The sequence below is a fragment of the Acidovorax sp. genome (assembly GCF_034519795.1).
Lineage (GTDB): Bacteria > Pseudomonadota > Gammaproteobacteria > Burkholderiales > Burkholderiaceae_C > Acidovorax.
The window spans coordinates 385,556-402,652 of record NZ_JAXHOB010000004.1 but is presented as its reverse complement, the minus strand read 5'-3'; the positions used below and the strand labels follow the sequence as shown (position 1 = coordinate 402,652).

Genomic DNA, 17,097 nt, shown 5'->3' with positions numbered 1-17,097 from the left:
TGGCCGCGCCGAGCTGGTGCGCTGGACGCAGGAGCCCGCAGCCCCCATCGACCTGCGCGATGAATTCATCGTGAAGCTGCGCGCCGATGCCGCGCTGGACGAAGTGGATTTAAGCGCCGAGCTGCGCGCGCGCATTGCCCAGCACACCGAAAAGCTGGCCCACTACCGCGCGATTGAGGCCCGAGATTTTGCGCTGGGCGACACCATGCCGCGCGCCAAGCGGCTACAGCACCTGATTCTGAAAAAGGGCATCCTGTACGAAGAGGGTAGCATTGCCTGGGCGCAGGAGGCGCTGGCGGCGTTAGCTCGGCAATAGCCGACTGGCGGCACGACCACGAGGAGGGATGTGATGCGAATATTGTTAACAGGAGGCACCGGTCTCATTGGGCGCGCCCTGTGCCGCACTTGGGCGGCTCAGGGCCATGAGGTGCTGGTGTGGAGCCGCACACCGCAAAGAGTGGCGGCGTTGTGCAGCGGCGCAGTGGGAGTCGGGCAACTGCAAGACATTCCTGACGCTGCGCTGCTGGACGCGGTCGTGAATCTGGCCGGCGCACCGATTGCCGACCGGCGTTGGACCGCATCACGCCGCGCGGTGTTGACGCGCAGCCGAATCGACCTGACCCGCAGTTTGGTGGACTGGCTGGCCACCTTGCCGCAGCGACCTCGTGTGCTGATTTCGGGTTCGGCCGTGGGTTGGTATGGCGATGGACACGAGCTGGTGCTGGACGAAGACAGCGCGCAGCAGCAGCCAGACTTTGGCAGCCTGTTGTGTGCGGCCTGGGAACAAGAGGCGCTGCGCGCCCGTGCCTTGGGCTTGCGCGTGGTGCTCTTGCGCACCGCCGCCGTGTTCTCGCCGCAAGGCGGCATGTTGGCCCGATTGCGGCTTCCGTTTAGCCTAGGGCTGGGCGGGCGTTTGGGCAGCGGCCAGCAGTGGATGCCGTGGATTCATATCGCCGACGAGGTGGGTTTGATTGATCACCTGTTGCACCACGACAACTGCGACGGCCCGGTGAATGCCTGCGCGCCGCAGTCGCTGCGCAACACCGAATTCACCGCAGCGCTGGCAGCCGCGCTGCACCGCCCTGCGTTTCTGCCTGTGCCAGCGTTCGCGTTGAAACTGGCTTTGGGCGATATGTCCAACCTGTTGCTGGCCGGCCAACGGCTACAGCCCCGGCGTGCGCAAGCCTGGGGCTACCGCTACCAGTTTCCAGACATCGGTAGCGCGCTACGAGACGTACTCCAGTCGGTTGATTGAGTATATTGTTTGCTAGTTATAACTGGCATTTATGGTAAATTGCAGTGAATAACTAGCATTTAATTTGCGAGAAGAGCTGTATTTGGGTAGCATACAAATATAAATGCTAACCAAAATAAGCAAATGATACAAAATGGGGCAGCGATCCAATCTGACGCATCGGTCACCGAAAACCTGCGTGCAATCAAGCGCGCGGCCAAGGTCAAGGCCACGGATTTGGCGTTCAAAACCGGGCTGAACCGAATGACCATTGCTGCAGCCGAAGGTACGGCAGACCCGCGCCTGTCCACGGTGGTGAGCTTGCTGGAGGCCATGGGCTATGGGTTGCTTCCGGTCCCGCAACATTTGTTGGAAGCAACGGCGAACTTCATCAACAACGAGGGGCAGGTGCTGTCTTTGCCGGCCGGCGTCAATGCGCCGCTTGGCGTGGCGCAGCGTTTCATGCAAGCCGCCGATGACTAAAAACACAAACGCCATCACCATGGCGCAGTTGCTGTTGCACACACCGGGGGCGCGCCAGCCTACCGAGTTGGGGTGGATATCCACCTTGGGGGACAACCTCCGGGTGTCATTTGCAGCGGATTACGTGGCAGACCCGCACCGGCCCACGCTCTCGCAGCTCTACACGGGCGCGAACGACGCTGAGTCGCGGGCCATCTTGACGGCGCGCGACGATGAGCGTTTGGTGCGCATCGGCAAGTTGCCGAGCTATTTTGGAAACCTCTTGCCCGAAGGGCCTAATCGCCAACGCTTGGCTGACCGCCGTGGGGTGGCGGTTGACGATGAGTTTGAGCTGTTGGCCGCAGCGGGGCACGATCTGATCGGCGCTCTGGAGGTCGTCCCTGCAACCCAAGACATTCCGGCGGAGGTTTTGAACCTGCATGTCACCAAGGGCCTGGAGCCCTTGGAGGCCAATGCGGTGGCGTCGCCCAGTGACGACGGTTTTTCGGTGGGCGGCTATGCCACCAAATTTTCCATGGTGGCCAGTGGTCGCCGCTATGTCATTCGCACCGGTACTACGGCTGGTGAAATCTTGGCCAAGCTGCCCAGCACCGAATACCCTGATTTGGTCGAGAACGAAGCCCTTTGCTATGCGCTGGCCGGCGCAGTCGGCATCACCACGGCGGGCGCCACGTCCCGCCCGATCGCCGAGCTGGATTTGCCAGAGCATGTAACCAAGGCGTTTTCTCAGTACCTGCACGTTCCCCGGTTTGACCGCGCGGTCCAGCCAGATGGTGCTATCGGGCGCATCCACTTTGAAGAGCTTGCGCAAGCGGTGGGGCGCGATGCGCGGAACAAATACAAAGACTTGCCGCAAGCCATGCAGGCTTTGCTGGGCGTGTTGAAAATATCCCCGGCCAGTGGCATGAACGATCTCAAAGAAGTGTTCCGCCGTTGGACGGCCTATGCCTTGATGGGGAACACGGACGCGCATGCCAAAAACTGGGCGCTGATGTACCTGGATGGGCGCCACCCCACATTGGCGCCGGCCTACGACATCGTGTGTGTCAGCGCGTATTTCGATCCTGCGCAGCCCGATAAGTTAGGTGTGAACCGGGCGATGGATGCGAGTCTCAGAACATGGAGCGAAGACGAAGCGGAGCGATTGGCCAAGTCAGTGGGTATTCTCCAGTTCAACGCCATGCGCAAGGTGGTTCGCGATACGCGGCAGTTGGCTAAGAAACATTGGCCTGCTATTCTGGACAACGCCCCCGCGCACTTGGCGAGCCATCTCCATCAGCGCCTTACAGAACTGGCCCCTGAGAAAACATGAAAAATGAATCTCTACTGGTCGGCGTTGGCGTGATCATTGTCCGTGATGGCCTTGTTCTGCTCGGCCAGCGTATTGGATCGCACGGCGCTGCCTGGCGGCCACTTGGAGTTTGGTGAATCCGTGGCGGAATGTGCCGCCCGAGAAGTTCTTGAGGAAACGGGGCTGGAATTGCAAGCTGTCCATCCCGCCCCGTATACCAACGACGTTTTCGCCTCCGAAGGCAAGCATTACGTCACTCTCTTTGTCGTCGCGCAAAGTGTTTCGGGTCACCCAGTGGCCTGCGAGCCCCACAAGTGCGCTGGCTGGAAATGGTTTCGCTGGTCCGATTTGCCAGCGCCATTGTTCCCGCCGCTGGCGACGCTTCGCGGCAGTGGGTTCGTGCCAGCGGGTGCGGCTTAACGGCGGATTACGCTGCCAGCTGGGCAATGCCGTTGGCTGCTTCTTGCATCGCCTCAGCCTTCTTGGCGTCGCCCATGGCCAGGCCTTCGGCGCGCACAAAGCGCACGTCGGTGATGCCCAGGAAGCCGAACACGGTTTGCAGGTAGCTCTCTTGGTGCTCAGCAGCGCGGCCCCAATCGCTGGTGGAGTACACGCCGCCGCGGGTGGAGGCCACGATCACGGTCTTGCCGCCGGCCAGGCCTTTGGGGCCGGCCTCGGTGTAGGTGAAGGTGCGGCCGGCTTGGGCTACGCGGTCAATCCAGGCCTTGAGCTGGCTGGGGATGCTGAAGTTGTACAGCGGCGCGCCGACCACGATCACGTCGGCCGCCAAGAACTGGCTCACCAGCGCTTCCGACACGGCGTTTTCGCGCTTTTGCACGTCGCTCAGGTCGGCGCTGCCTGCGGGCATCCGAAAGCCCAAAGATTCAGCGGACAGGTGGGTGGGGGTGTCTACCGCCAAGTCCAAGTAATCCACGGTGCTGTCGGGGTGGGTGTTCACCCATTGGGCCACGGTGTCCTTGGTCAGTTGGCGGGACACGGAGTTAGCGCTCAGGATGCTGGAGTCAATGTGCAAGAGTTTCATGACAGGGCCTTTCAATGGGTGTTTGGTGTCGGTGTGTATATTGTTATTTCGAGGTTAATGTTTGATAAGCCGGCAATATTGCGTTAGATTGTCCTGAATTTGGAACAATAAAGGCATTGCCATGCAAGACACCAACGACATGCTGTACTTCGCGGAGGTCGTAGAACGGGGCGGTTTTGCCGCCGCCGGGCGGCACCTGGGCCAGCCCAAGTCCAAGCTCTCGCGCCGCGTGGCCGAGCTGGAAACCCGCCTGGGCGTGCGCCTGTTGCAGCGCACCACGCGCAAGCTATCGCTCACCGAGGTGGGCGAGGTGTATTTGCGCCACTGCCTGGCGGTGCGCGACGCGGCCGAGGCAGCGGCCGAGGCGGTGGAGCAGGTACAGACCGAGCCGCGCGGCACCATTCGCATTGCCTGCCCGGTGACGCTGGCGCAGAGCACGTTGGGGCCCATCATGTCGCTGTTTCTGGCGCGCCACCCGCAGGTGAAGGTGGACATGCGCATTAGCAACCGCGTGGTGGACTTGGTGGACGAGGGCATCGATGTGGCGCTGCGCGTGCGCCCCACGTTGGACGACAGCGGTAGCTTGGTGGTGAAAAAACTGGGCGAGACAGGCACCTATCTGGTGGCCAGCCCGCTGCTGCTAGAGCGCCAAGGCCAACCCACCACCCCCGACGACCTTGTCGCGATGGACACCATGTCCATGTCCAGCATCGACGGCAAGGCCACGTTGGTGTTGGTCAGCCCCAGTGGCGCTCGGCACACGCTGGTGCACCAGCCACGCTATGTGGCGGACGACTTGCTTACGCTGAAGTTCTCGGCATTACAGGGAACGGGCATGTGCTTTCTGCCCGACTACATGTGCCGGCGCGAGCTGGAAGCGGGTAGCTTGGTGCACGTCTTGCCCGGCTGGGCGCCGCCGCGCGGCATCTTTCACGCGGTCTACCCTTCGCGCCGGGGTATGGTGCCGGCGGTGCGGCGTTTTCTGGACTTTTTGGGGGACCACACTGACGGCGAAGGCATGCCTAACTTGCCGCCGGGCTGCCCCTCGCTGGAGTCGCTGTCAACGCAGGCGTAGAGGATCTTTGCGTCGCTCTTGGCGGGGTGGTTCGGTGAGTTCACTGGGCGCCGTGACGGCCTCGGGGTCCACCCAGCTGAAGAACTTGCAGATCTCAGCCCGTTGGGCTTGTGCGTCCGCGTAGCCAATCGACATCAATTCCGAGGTGTAGCTGCTCTCAAACAGCAGGTAGCTGGCCAACGCGGCGCCCTTCACGTCGGCCTTGGCCGAGGACACGCCGACACCGCCCAGCATGGTGCGCACGGCGTGCGGGAGGTTGTCTATGTGGCGGGCTGCTACGGCGTCGATCCGCTGGCTGGGCGCAATCACCAACAACTCTACCGGCCGCAGCGCGCTGGAGGTCCGGGCCTCTGGCGGCACTAGGTTAATCGTCTGGTTGATGCGCTGCACGCGTTCTACGTCCACGCCCAGCGCGTCCAAGAAAATATTGGACAGCGCGTGGCCCGCAATCTGGGCAATGGTGGGGTAGTGGGTGGTGGTGTTTTTCTGGGTTTCGTCCTTGGTCTCGTGCATGCGGCCTGCGCCGATGACCAAGATGCGTTCGGCCCCCAAATGAATAGGGGCGGCGACCGGCGCGCTCTGGCGCATGGAGCCGTCGCCAAAGTATTCGGTGTGGCCGTTGATATGCAGCTGGGTGGCCGGAAACACAAAGGGGATGGCGCTGGAGGCCAGCAGGTGGGCGTGGGTGATGCGGTCGCGCACGGCGCGGCGTTGGCTGCGTACCCAGGGCATGAGGCGGCGGTCACCCTGGAAAAAGGTGATGTGCTCGCCCGAGCTGTAGCTGGAAGCAGTGATCGCCAGCGCCTGCAAGTCGCCCCGGCGCACCAGGTAGGGAATGCGTTCTAGCGGCACCAGTTTGTGCAACAACTCGCCCAGCGGGCTGTTGTCCAGCAGCGACTTGGGCTTGAGCCGCCGAAACTTGGCCAAGATCCAGCCCAAAGACAGCAAGGTCATCCAACTGGCACCGGAGCGCAGCATGCTCAGGTGGTCCGCACGGTAGACCTCGTGGGCGTGGAAGTTGCGCCAGGTGCGGGCGATGAGGCGTACGGTGGCATCAAAGTTGTCGGCGCCACAGGCCAGCGCGGCCGCGTTGATGGCGCCGGCGGAGGTGCCTGCGAGGATGGGAAAGGGGTTGCCCTCGTTCTCTGCGCCGCAGGCGATGCGGATGTCGGCAATGGCCTCTAGCACGCCCACTTGGTAGGCCGCGCGGGCGCCACCGCCTGTCAGTAACAAGCCGGTGGAGGGCAGGGGTTTGTGGCGCGAGTGCATGTGTCCATTATCAAAAGCCTTGCGCCCTTGTAAACCCAGAAATGCGCGGGGTAAACCCTTGCTTTGGGGCGCAGATAGACTTGGCGGATTCAGGAGTTTTCATGCCAGTGACTGTACAAGCCATTTCCGACGCCCTGCAGGCCGTCGTTGACCCCCACACCAACCAAAGTTTTGCCAGCGCCAAGGCCCTCAAGAACATCGCCGTCGACGGCGACGCCGTGCGGTTGGACCTAGAGTTGTCCTACCCGGCCAAGAGCCGCTGGCCTGCGCTGGTGCAGTTGTTGACCGAGGCCGCCATGGCCGTGCCCGGTGTGGCAACCGTGCAGATTACCCCCAATACCAAGATCGTCTCCCACGCGGTGCAGCGCGGTGTGCAACTGCTGCCGGGGGTTAAAAATATCGTGGCCGTGGCCTCGGGCAAGGGCGGCGTGGGCAAAAGCACGACGGCCGCCAACCTGGCGTTGGCCTTGGCCGCCGAGGGCGCCACCGTGGGCCTGCTGGACGCCGATATCTATGGCCCCAGCCAGCCCATGATGATGGGCATCGAAGGCCGCCCGCCGTCGGAAGATGGTAAGACCATGGAGCCCATGGTCAATCACGGTGTGCAGGTCATGTCAATTGGGTTTTTGGTGGAGCCTGACCAAGCCATGATCTGGCGCGGCCCCATGGCCACCCAGGCGCTGGAGCAGTTGCTGCGCCAAACCAACTGGAAAGATCTGGACTACTTGATCGTGGACATGCCGCCCGGCACCGGCGATATCCAGCTCACCCTGAGCCAGCGCGTGCCCATCACCGGCGCGGTGGTGGTGACCACCCCGCAAGACATTGCGCTGCTGGATGCCAAGAAGGGCATCAAGATGTTTGAAAAAGTGGGCGTGCCCATCTTGGGCATTGTGGAAAACATGGCGGTGCATGTCTGCAGCCACTGTGGCCACATCGAACACATTTTTGGCGAAGACGGTGGCAAAAAAATGGCCGCTGAGTTCGAAATGGACTACCTCGGCGCTCTGCCTTTGGCGCTGCATATCCGTGAGCAAGCGGACAGTGGCCGCCCTACCGTGGTGGCTGATCCCGATGGTGAAGTGGCCGGTATGTACAAGGCCATTGCGCGCCAGGTGGCGGTGAAGATTGCGGCGCAGGCCAAGGACTTTTCCAGCAAGTTTCCCACCATCGCCATCAGCAAAAACACCTGATTTTTTAAGACAAATCTACCTCTAGCCCTTGTGGAATATGCGCGAGCAGCTACCAATACGATAGCGTATTGGCGTTGTCTTTGCGCCCATCCCCGCGTGGCGTGCGGGCCGGTGTGCCCAGCACCACCCAGCCCACCAGAGTTTCGCCCGGCACGCAGAAGGCCTCGATGAGTTTGGGTGAGCGCGCCTTGTCGCCGCTGAGCATCTTGCCGGCAAAGCCCAGCGCATGGGCCGCGTTCAAAAAGTTGGCTACCGCCCCGCCCACGGCCATCCACTGCTCATGCGCGGGCACCAGCGTGTGGCCTAGGTCAATGCGGGCGATCACCGCCACGGTGAGCGGCGCCCGCAGCGCGCGTTCTCGTTCCATGGCAATGCCCTCAGCGTCTTTGCCGCGCGCCTGCGCGTGTTCAGCAAACAGCTTGGCGAGCCGCTCGCGGGCCTCGCCTTGGACGACCGCGAGGCGAAACGGCACCAGCTCGCCATGGTCGGGTGCACGCAGGGCGGCGGCGGCCATTTGCGCCAGCGCGGCGTCGTCGGGGGCTGGGGTCACCAAATGTTTGACGCCTAGCGAGTAGCGGCTTAGCAGGGTCTGGAGTGCATCGGGGTTGCTCATGGGGCGCAAGAATAGCAGCGCGCTGCGGCTATCCTTAGCCCATGGTCACGCCCTCTGCCAACTCGGCTGCTCTCACCTTGTCCCATGTCACCGGCTTGTTGCTGGCCGGTGGGCGCGGCAGCCGAATGGGCGGGGTCGACAAAGGTCTGCAAATGCTAAATGGCGTACCCCTGGCACAGCACGCTTTGCAGCGTTTGCTCGCCCAACAGGGTGGGCCGCTGGGCGCGGTGCGGGTCAACGCCAACCGCCACATTGCGCGCTACCAGGCGCTGGCAGACCAGTTGCTGGATGTAGGCAGCGCGCCCGTGTTGGCGGATTCGCTGCCCGACTTTGCCGGTCCATTGGCGGGCGTGGCTGCCGGGCTGGCCCAGTGCCAGACGCCGCTGCTCCTGACCGTACCCTGCGACAGCCCGCGTTTCCCATTGGACTTGGCGCAGCGCTTGCTGCAGGGCTTGCAGGTCAGTGGTGCGGATTTGGCGATGGTGCAAACCCGCCAGCAAGTCGCGCCGGGGCAGTGGCAAAGTGCCAAGCAGCCCGTGTTTTGCCTGATGAAGGTGAGCGTAGCTGCGGGGCTGGATGCTTTCTTGGCCGACGGTGGGCGCAAAATTGGAGCTTGGGCGGCAGAGCAGACGGTGGTGGTTGTGCTGTTTGACGAGGCGGACTACGGCCCCGCCGCCTTCGCCAACGCCAATACGCAAGATGATTTGGACGGGCTGGCTGCTCGCGACGTAGGCCACCAACAGACAAAGAACACCGAGCATGAGTGACGCAAAAATTGAACCTTATGACGGCCCGGCCGGTGGCTGGCGCGCGCTGGGCAGCGTGGGCCAAGCCCTGGTGCGGCAAGACATTCCGGTCAAGGGCGCGCGCACCCTGTTGTCGGCTAACCAACCGGATGGCTTTGACTGCCCCGGCTGCGCCTGGCCGGACCGCAACCACACCTCCAGCTTTGAGTTTTGTGAAAACGGCGCCAAGGCCGTCGCCGCCGAGGCCACCGCGCGCCGCGTGACGGCAGACTTTTTTGCGCAGCACACGGTGACCGAGCTGGCCGCGCTGAGCGACTTCTACCTAGAAGACCAAGGCCGACTGACCGAGCCTGTGGTGTACGACGCCGCGACTGACAAATACCAACCTATTGCCTGGGACGACGCGTTTGCACTGGTGGCCCAGCACCTGAATGCGCTACCCGATCCGAATCAAGCGATGTTCTACACGTCCGGGCGGGCCAGCAACGAGGCGGCGTTTTTGTACCAGTTGTTCGTGCGGCAATACGGCACCAATAATTTCCCCGACTGCTCCAATATGTGCCACGAGCCCAGCGGCACCGGCATGCGCCAGAGCATTGGCGTGGGCAAGGGCACGGTCACGCTGGAAGACTTTGAGCACGCCGATGCCATCTTCATCTTCGGCCAAAACCCCGGCACCAACCACCCGCGCATGCTGGGCGAATTGCGCCAGGCCGCCCAGCGCGGCGCGCGCATTGTCAGCCTGAACCCGCTGCGCGAGCGCGGGCTGGAGCGCTTTGCCGACCCGCAAAACAAATTGCAAATGGCCACCTTGGGTGATTCGCCCATCAGCACCCACTACTTCCAGCTGCGCATTGGCGGCGACTTTGCGTTTGTCAAAGGCATGATGAAGCATCTGGTGGAGCTGCACGATGCGGGTGAGCCGGTGCTGGACTTGGCCTTTATCGCGGAGCACACCACCGGCGCCGAGGCGCTGTTGGACGACTTGCGGGCGGAGTCTTGGACCTTATTGGAAGACGAGACTGGCTTGGGCGTCGAGCAGATGCGGGCCGCAGCCGAGGTGTACCGCCAAGCCAAACGTGTCATCGCCTGCTGGGGCATGGGCATTACCCAGCACGAAAACGCGGTGGCCACGATCCAAATGATCGTCAACCTGTTGCTGCTGCGCGGCAATATTGGCCGCCCCGGTGCGGGCCCGTGCCCAGTGCGCGGTCACAGCAACGTGCAGGGCGACCGCACCATGGGCATCTGGGAGAAGCCGCCCGCAGCGTTGTTGGACAGCTTAGAAAAGAACTTTGGCTTCGCTCCGCCGCGCGCGCCTGGCTTTGACACCGTGGAGTCCATTCGCGCCATGTTGGACGGGCGCGGCAAGGTGTTTTTTGCGCTGGGTGGCAACTTTGCGGCGGCCACGCCCGACACGGTGCAAACCTGGAAGGCGTTGCGCCAGTGTGCGCTCACCGTGCACGTCGCCACCAAGCTCAACCGCAGTCATTTGGTGCATGGCCAGGCCGCGTTGATCTTGCCCTGCCTGGGCCGCACCGAGGTAGACCAACAAGCTGCTGGCCCGCAGGGCGTGACGGTGGAAGACTCCATGAGCATGGTGCATATCTCCATGGGCATCAACGCGCCAGCCTCTGCGCATTTGCTGTCCGAGCCCGCCATTGTGGCGCGGCTGGCGGTGGCCACATTGGGCGCGCGCAGCCCAACGCCGTGGCTCTGGCTGGTGGAAGACTACCGCCGTATCCGCGACAAGATTGAGGCGGTGTTTCCCGATTTTTACGATTTCAACCAGCGCGTGGCCGTGCCGGGCGGCTTTCGACTGCGCAACACCGCCAGCGAGCGGGTCTGGGCCACGGCCAGCAGCAAGGCCGAGTTCAACACCCACCAGATACCGCGCGGCACGCCCCTGCAGCGCGCCCGCGCGCGCCGGGGCGATGCCATCGTGTTCGCGCTAACCACCCTGCGCTCGCACGACCAGTACAACACCACCATCTACGGTGCAGACGACCGCTATCGGGGCGTCTACGGCCAGCGCCGCGTGGTGTTCATCCATGCAGACGACATTCGTGCCCTGGGCATGAAAGACGGGGACTGGATCGACTTTCAAACCGTGTGGGATGATGGTGAAGAGCGCCGAGCCGAGCGATTCAAGTTAGTGGCCTACAACATCCCGCGCGGCTGCCTGGCTGCGTATTACCCGGAGACCAATTCGCTGGTGCCGCTGGACTCTGTGGCGCTGCATGCGGGTACGCCCACGTCCAAATGCGTGCCGGTGTTGCTGTTGCCGCACGGTGGCGCGGCATGAGCGATCCCGCAGCGCCAGCTGCACTGCCGCCGCTGGTGTCGGCCACGGTAGAGCGCTGGCCTGCCAAGGAGACCACGCAAGACCAGGTGGCGGCCGAGGTGCCGGTGTCGCTCGTGTTCAACGGCATTGCCCACGCTGTGATGATGGCTACGCCGCAAGATTTGGAAAGCTTTGCGCTGGGTTTTGCGCTCAGCGAAGGCATTCTGGACAGCCCGGTAGATTGCTACGGCGTGGAAGTGGAGACCGTGCAAACGCTGGCTGTGCCGTGCGCAGCGGTGCAGATGGAAATTTCGGCGCGCTGCTTCGCGCGCCTCAAAGAGCGCCGGCGTAGCTTGGTGGGGGCCACCGGCTGTGGCCTGTGCGGGGTAGAAAGCCTGGACGCGCTGGATCTGTTGCTGCCCCCGATGGCGCCACAAGCCTGGCTGGCCCAATTACCGACCGGGGTGTTGCTGGCCGCGCTGGCCGCCATGCCGCAGCGTCAGGTGCTGAACGCGGCCTGTGGCGCGCTGCACGCGGCGGGCTGGGTGCGTGCCGACGGCGTGCTGACGGATGTTTTGGAAGACGTCGGTCGCCACAACGCGCTGGACAAGCTGCTGGGCCACTTGGCGCGAGCGGATCGTCTGCACGAGCCGGGCTTGGTGGTGATGACCAGTCGCGCCAGCTACGAGCTGGTGCGCAAGTGCGCGCGGCTGCACATTCCCGCGCTGGCCACCATTTCGGCTCCGACTGCGCTGGCGATTCAGGTGGCGCAGGCGGCGGGGCTCACGCTGTGGGGCTTGTGCCGGGGCGAGCAGGCCGTGCGCTACTGTCCGTAGCTTGGCTGCGCGCCTAGTCCCCTAGCGCACAGGGGGTAGACCGTCTGGGTGAATAATGCCCGCTGTCGTGACGCACTAGGAGCTGGTTTTGAATATTTCCTTTTTTGCGCTGGGCTGGCGCACGCTGTGGCGTGATGTGCGTTCGGGTGAGTTGCGCTTGCTCATTGTGGCCGTCACGCTGGCCGTGGCCGCACTCACCGCGGTGGGTTTTTTTGCCGACCGTCTGCAAGGCGGCCTGCAGCGCGATGCGCGCCAGCTGTTGGGCGGCGATGCCGTGGTGTCCAGCGACAACCCGCCGCCGCCGGCGTTCGAAGAGATGGCCCGCTCGCTCAAGCTGCAGGTAGTCCACACCTTGGGCTTTCCGACCATGGCGCGCGCCAGCGACGACCAAGGCGGTGCGGCCAAGCTGGTGTCACTCAAAGTGGTGGAGCCGGGCTACCCGCTGCGCGGCAAGCTGCGCGTCACCACGGCGCCCGGGGCACCTGACGCGCCCACCAGTGACACGCCCGCCAAAGGCGAAGCCTGGGTCGAAGCGGCCTTGCTAGAGGCTGTGGGTCTGAAAGTGGGTGACCCGCTGCTGCTGGGAGACGCCCGGTTCACCGTGGGCAAGATCATCACCATCGAACCTGATCGCGGCGGTGGCTTTATGAGCTTTTCGCCGCGCGTCATGATTACCCGCGCCGATGTGGCTGCAACGGGGCTCATCCAACCCGCCAGCCGCCTGCGCTACCGCATGGCGGTGGCGGGGGCGGAGCCCGACGTACAGCGCTACGTGAAGTGGGCAGACGCTGAGGTGAAGGGCGGCGTGCGCGGCGTGCAGGTCGAGTCGCTGCAAAGCGGCCGGCCTGAGATGAGCCAGACGCTGGACCGCGCACAAAAGTTTTTGAGCTTGGTGGCGTTGCTGGCCGCCTTGCTGAGCGCGGTTGCGGTGGCCTTGGCCGCGCGCGGCTTTGCCGCAAACCATTTGGACGATTGCGCCATGCTGCGCGTGCTGGGCCTGTCGCAGCGCACCATTGCCAGTGCCTACGCGTTTGAGTTCGCATTGGTCGGCCTGTTCGCCAGCGGCTTGGGTGTGGTAGTGGGGTTTGGCGTGCATTACCTGTTCGTCGCGCTATTGGCCGGTTTGGTCGATGCTGCCTTGCCTGCTGCGTCGGTCATGCCGGTGCTGTTGGGGCTGGGTATGGGGTTGACGCTGCTGATGGCCTTTGGCCTGCCGCCGGTGTTGCAACTGGCCCAGGTGCCCGCGCTGCGCGTGATTCGGCGTGATGTGGGCAACCTGCGCCCGGCGTCACTCGGCGTGTTGGCGATTGGCGTGGCCGGTTTTGCGGCCTTGCTGATGACGGTGAGCAGCGACTTGCTGCTGGGCCTGATTGCGGTGGGCGGTTTTGCGGGGGCGGTCTTGGTGTTTGCCGCGCTGAGTTGGGTGGCGGTGAAGCTACTGCGCAAAAGCGTGAACGAGGCCACTGCACCGCGTTGGCTGGTGTTGGCCACGCGGCAAATTTCGGCGCGCCCGGCGTACACCGTAGTGCAGGTGAGCGCGCTGTCGGTGGGCTTGCTGGCGCTGGTGTTGCTCGTGTTGCTGCGCACTGACCTGATCAGCAGCTGGCGCAAAGCCACACCGCCTGATGCGCCGAATCGCTTTGTGATCAATGTGATGCCTGAGCAGTCGGACGCGTTCCAGCAATCGCTCAAGACGGCGGGCGTGACCAAGTTTGACTGGTACCCGATGATTCGCGGCCGCCTGCTGGCGGTCAATGGCAAAGAGGTCTCGCCGGACGACTACACCGAAGACCGCGCCAAGCGCTTGGTGGACCGCGAGTTCAACCTCTCGCACGCGCGTAACAATCCGCCGCACAACGAGATCGTGGCGGGTAACTGGACCGAGGACGAGGCCGGCGCCATCAGTGTGGAAGAGGGCATCGCCGAGACATTGGGTCTGAAGCTGGGCGACAGCCTGCGCTTTGACATTGGCGGCTTGCAGAATGAGGCGCGTATTACCTCGTTGCGCAAAGTGGACTGGGGTTCGATGCGGGCTAACTTTTTTGTGATGTACCCGGTGGCCGTTTTGCCGGATGTGCCCAGCACTTTCATGGGCGCGTTTAAAGCACCAGACACACCAGGTTTTGACAACGCCCTGGTGCACGCCTACCCCAACATCACGAACGTGGACATGACCAGCACCATCAATCAAGTGCAGCGCGTGCTGGACCAAGTGATACGCGCGGTGGAGTTTTTGTTTGGCTTTACGCTGGCCGCGGGCTTGGTGGTGTTGTTTGCTGCGGTGACCGCCACGCGCGAAGACCGCGCGCGCGAGTTCGCCATCATGCGGGCGGTGGGGGCGGGCAGCAGCCTGCTGCGCCAGGTGCAGCGTACCGAGCTGGCGGGCGTGGGCCTGCTGGCGGGCTTCTTGGCGTCTATCGTGGCGGCCATTGTGGGGTGGGCGCTGGCGCGGTTTGTGTTTGAGTTTGCGTGGACGGTGTCGCTTTGGGTGCCTTTGCTGGGCGCGCTGGCGGGGGCTGTGCTGGCGTTGGCAGCGGGCTGGTGGGGTCTGCGCGACGTGTTGCGCCGCCCGGTGGTGGATACCTTGCGGCGAGCCGCCAGTTAGTCGCCAGTCGCAGGCGCGCGCTGCGCGTCTTGGTGCAGCACCACGCAATTGCGGCCTGCGTGTTTGGCGTCGTACAAGGCTTGATCGGCCCTTCGCAGCACGCGCTCTTGGTCCATATCGTCAGGGTGCGATTGGGCGACTCCAAAGCTGGCGCGTAGCGGAATCGTTGTGTTCGCAGAGGCCTGCAGCTGTAGCGCGGCCACTGCCTGGCGCAGCCGTTCGGCCAGGGCGACACCTTCACTGCGGGCGTCGGCCTCTGGCATCAGAACCAAAAATTCCTCGCCTCCGATGCGGCTCACATGGTCCGTGTCCCGGGCAGTTGCTTGCAGCGCATGGGCCACCATTTGTAGCGCACGGTCACCCATGGCGTGGCCGTATTGGTCGTTGATCAGTTTGAAGTGGTCAATGTCCACGCAGATCACCGTAAAGGGCTTTGTGTAGCGTTGGGCGCGCACCCACTCCATCTGCAGACGATCTTCCATGGCGCGGCGGTTGTGCAGGCCGGTGAGCTTGTCTTGCCGGGCCTGGCGACGCAGGGTGCCCACTAGACGAAAACCAACCAAAAACAAAAATAAGTAATTGAAGGCTGCGGCGGCAACCAGCGTGGTGATCCAGGCGCCCGCAGCGGCGCTGCTGTCGCCCGCAATGTCAAAGTTGGCACCTGTGAGGGCTTGCGACACGAAGTAGATATTCAGGCCAACCAGCGCCAGCGGTGGCATAGCTGCGGCGATTGTTGTGGGCAAACCAAACTCGGCCAGAAATGCCAAGCGTATGCGCGCCAGAAAGAGAAGTAGCAGCAAGGTGTTCAGGCTGGACATCAGCGCCACTCGGGCATTGGTTTGGTGGGGCCCGATCCAGGCCAAACCCAGTACGGCGACCAGCACCATGAGCGCCAGCGGCTTGTCGCTGGGCCGCAAGTCCATAAAAACCTCCACCCCACGCCCGGCCAAGACCAGGCTCAGCATCACCGCCAGGCTAGAGCCGCTGTGGGTCAACCACACCGGTCCGTCGGGCCGCCAAGCGATGAGTGCAATCGACCCGGCGCTGGCCAGCGCATAGCCCATCCAGTGCAGCATGGCTGCACGCCCCAGTCGCAAACCGGCCGAGCAGAGCAGCCATAGCAGGGCGTAGAGCAGGAGTTGAAGGCTGACGAGGGTAGTCATCTTGCGGTCCAGTATCGCATTCGTCTCAGGCCTGCCACACGCCAAACCCTGCCGAGCGCAGGTCGATACCTACTTCGATTTCCTTATCGACTGCATCTTGGTAGCCCATGGGGTTGAAACCCTCATACAAGTCGGGCAGCAGGCGCAGGCCGTACTGCTGCGCGTAGCGGTTGGACTGGATACCTGCCTTGTGTTTGTCAAAACGCACATCCGGGTCCAGCCCCGTCATGCCCACGTACACACAGGGTTTGCCGTCCACATAGCCCGGGTTGTTTTTTCGAAAGCGCGGCTCCAAGAGCACATCTTGGGAGAGTTCGATCACGTAAACGTGGTGGTGCTTGCGGCGGGGCATAGTGGCGGCGGGGTGTTTTCAGCATTATGGTGTTTTATGCCGCTAGCCCGCATGGAATATGCGCGAGCAGCTTCCAAAAGCATAGTGATGCGTGGCAGTGCATGGCTGCCCGAGATGCCTGCTGGCGTCAGCGCGCCAACTCGCGGCCACCGACAAACAGCGCTCATATCGCGTTGCTGGGGACGGGGTGTTCGGTTTGTAACTTTGGCCGCTTAGGTACGCTCCAAATCCCGGATCACGTTGACCACTTTGGTGGTGATGATGTCCACTGCGGGGCCGTTGGCGCCGTGCGGCAAGATCACATCGGCGTTGCGTTTGGTGGGCTCGATGAACTGCTTGTGCATGGGGCGCACGGTTTCGAGGTACTGCGCGATCACGCTTTCGGCGCTGCGCCCGCGCTCGGCCATGTCGCGCTGCAGGCGGCGAATAAAGCGCACGTCGGACGCGGTGTCTACAAACACCTTGAGCGACATCATCGCGCGCAAGTCGGCGTCAAACAGCGCAAACAAGCCTTCAATCACGATCACCGGCGCGGGCTTGACGGTGATGGTTTGGCTGGCGCGGTTGTCCTGCGTGAAATCGTAGGTAGGCATCTCAATCGACTCGCCGCGTCGCAGCGCCTGCACATGTTGCACCATCAGCGGCCAGTCAAACGCGTCGGGGTGGTCGTAATTGATCTTGCGCCGCACTTCAGGCGACAAATGCGTTTGGTCGCAGTAGTAGTCGTCTTGGAACACCACCGCCGTCATCTCAGTGCCGATGGAGGCCAGCACTTGGCGCGTCACCGTGGACTTACCGCTGCCGCTGCCGCCTGCGACGCCGATGACGAAGGGTTTGTAGTTATTGGCTTTGGGCATCTGGTCCTTGTATCAGGGCGGGCAAAGGGCGGCATTTTACAGAAGGGGTACTTC

General features: G+C 63.1%; 16 protein-coding genes and 1 pseudogene. 11 read left to right on the top strand and 6 right to left on the bottom strand.

All coding sequences use genetic code 11. The features are described from left to right. The 5 genes and pseudogenes from U5N23_RS05695 to U5N23_RS05675 form a co-directional block, all read left to right on the top strand. A pseudogene (locus U5N23_RS05695) lies at window positions 1–316 on the top strand (PadR family transcriptional regulator); the annotation flags it as partial. A gap of 33 nt (window positions 317–349) precedes the next feature. Next, a complete protein-coding gene (locus U5N23_RS05690) occupies window positions 350–1,255 on the top strand; it encodes a TIGR01777 family oxidoreductase (protein ID WP_322591842.1) in 906 nt (301 codons plus the stop codon). 123 nt (window positions 1,256–1,378) lie between these two features. Then, complete coding sequence (locus U5N23_RS05685; protein ID WP_322591841.1) at window positions 1,379–1,717, top strand: helix-turn-helix transcriptional regulator; 339 nt, start codon at window positions 1,379–1,381, stop codon at window positions 1,715–1,717. Next, window positions 1,710–3,029, top strand: a complete 1,320-nt coding sequence (locus U5N23_RS05680; RefSeq protein WP_322591840.1) for a type II toxin-antitoxin system HipA family toxin — start codon at window positions 1,710–1,712, stop codon at window positions 3,027–3,029. The genes U5N23_RS05685 and U5N23_RS05680 overlap by 8 nt, the downstream gene beginning before the upstream one ends. A 45-nt stretch (window positions 3,030–3,074) precedes the next feature. Next, a complete protein-coding gene (locus U5N23_RS05675) occupies window positions 3,075–3,428 on the top strand; it encodes a nucleotide triphosphate diphosphatase NUDT15 (protein WP_322591839.1) in 354 nt (117 codons plus the stop codon). 7 nt (window positions 3,429–3,435) lie between these two features. Here the strand turns inward: U5N23_RS05675 and U5N23_RS05670 are convergent, their stop codons facing one another. Next, a complete protein-coding gene (locus U5N23_RS05670) occupies window positions 3,436–4,050 on the bottom strand; it encodes an FMN-dependent NADH-azoreductase (protein ID WP_322591838.1) in 615 nt (204 codons plus the stop codon). 121 nt (window positions 4,051–4,171) lie between these two features. Between U5N23_RS05670 and U5N23_RS05665 the strand changes: the two genes are divergently transcribed. Beyond that, window positions 4,172–5,125, top strand: a complete 954-nt coding sequence (locus U5N23_RS05665) for a LysR family transcriptional regulator (protein ID WP_322591837.1) — start codon at window positions 4,172–4,174, stop codon at window positions 5,123–5,125. On the opposite strand, the gene U5N23_RS05660 is transcribed toward U5N23_RS05665, so the two are convergent. Continuing rightward, the gene (locus U5N23_RS05660; protein ID WP_322591836.1) at window positions 5,111–6,394 is read right to left on the bottom strand and encodes a patatin-like phospholipase family protein; all 1,284 of its coding nucleotides are present in this window, start codon (window positions 6,392–6,394) and stop codon (window positions 5,111–5,113) included. The two genes, U5N23_RS05665 and U5N23_RS05660, sit on opposite strands and share 15 nt — an antisense overlap. A 101-nt stretch (window positions 6,395–6,495) precedes the next feature. Here U5N23_RS05660 and apbC point away from each other — a divergent pair, with 101 nt between their 5' ends. Beyond that, a complete protein-coding gene (apbC, locus tag U5N23_RS05655) occupies window positions 6,496–7,587 on the top strand; it encodes an iron-sulfur cluster carrier protein ApbC (RefSeq protein ID WP_322591855.1) in 1,092 nt (363 codons plus the stop codon). A 49-nt stretch (window positions 7,588–7,636) separates the two neighbouring features. On the opposite strand, the gene U5N23_RS05650 is transcribed toward apbC, so the two are convergent. Further along, entirely contained in the window at window positions 7,637–8,200 is a 564-nt protein-coding gene (locus U5N23_RS05650; protein ID WP_322591835.1) for a nitroreductase, read from the bottom strand. 41 nt (window positions 8,201–8,241) lie between these two features. On the opposite strand from U5N23_RS05650, the gene mobA reads away from it, so the two are divergent. From mobA to U5N23_RS05630, 4 genes are all read left to right on the top strand, one after another. Beyond that, window positions 8,242–8,967, top strand: a complete 726-nt coding sequence (gene mobA / locus U5N23_RS05645) for a molybdenum cofactor guanylyltransferase MobA (protein ID WP_322591834.1) — start codon at window positions 8,242–8,244, stop codon at window positions 8,965–8,967. Then, window positions 8,960–11,251: an FdhF/YdeP family oxidoreductase gene (locus U5N23_RS05640; RefSeq protein ID WP_322591833.1), complete on the top strand. Its 2,292-nt coding sequence runs from the start codon at window positions 8,960–8,962 to the stop codon at window positions 11,249–11,251. The genes mobA and U5N23_RS05640 overlap by 8 nt, the downstream gene beginning before the upstream one ends. Next, entirely contained in the window at window positions 11,248–12,066 is an 819-nt protein-coding gene (fdhD, locus tag U5N23_RS05635) for a formate dehydrogenase accessory sulfurtransferase FdhD (protein WP_322591832.1), read from the top strand. Before U5N23_RS05640 ends, fdhD begins: the two co-directional genes overlap by 4 nt. Window positions 12,067–12,154: 88 nt before the next feature. Next, a complete protein-coding gene (locus U5N23_RS05630) occupies window positions 12,155–14,671 on the top strand; it encodes an ABC transporter permease (RefSeq protein WP_322591831.1) in 2,517 nt (838 codons plus the stop codon). Here U5N23_RS05630 and U5N23_RS05625 read toward each other — a convergent pair. The 3 genes from U5N23_RS05625 to udk form a co-directional block, all read right to left on the bottom strand. After that, a complete protein-coding gene (locus tag U5N23_RS05625) occupies window positions 14,668–15,834 on the bottom strand; it encodes a diguanylate cyclase (protein ID WP_322591830.1) in 1,167 nt (388 codons plus the stop codon). The genes U5N23_RS05630 and U5N23_RS05625 overlap by 4 nt on opposite strands. 25 nt (window positions 15,835–15,859) lie before the next feature. After that, entirely contained in the window at window positions 15,860–16,186 is a 327-nt protein-coding gene (locus U5N23_RS05620) for a hypothetical protein (RefSeq protein WP_322591829.1), read from the bottom strand. Between the two features lie 212 nt (window positions 16,187–16,398). Further along, entirely contained in the window at window positions 16,399–17,043 is a 645-nt protein-coding gene (udk, locus tag U5N23_RS05615; RefSeq protein WP_322591828.1) for a uridine kinase, read from the bottom strand. Window positions 17,044–17,097: the final 54 nt, after the last annotated feature.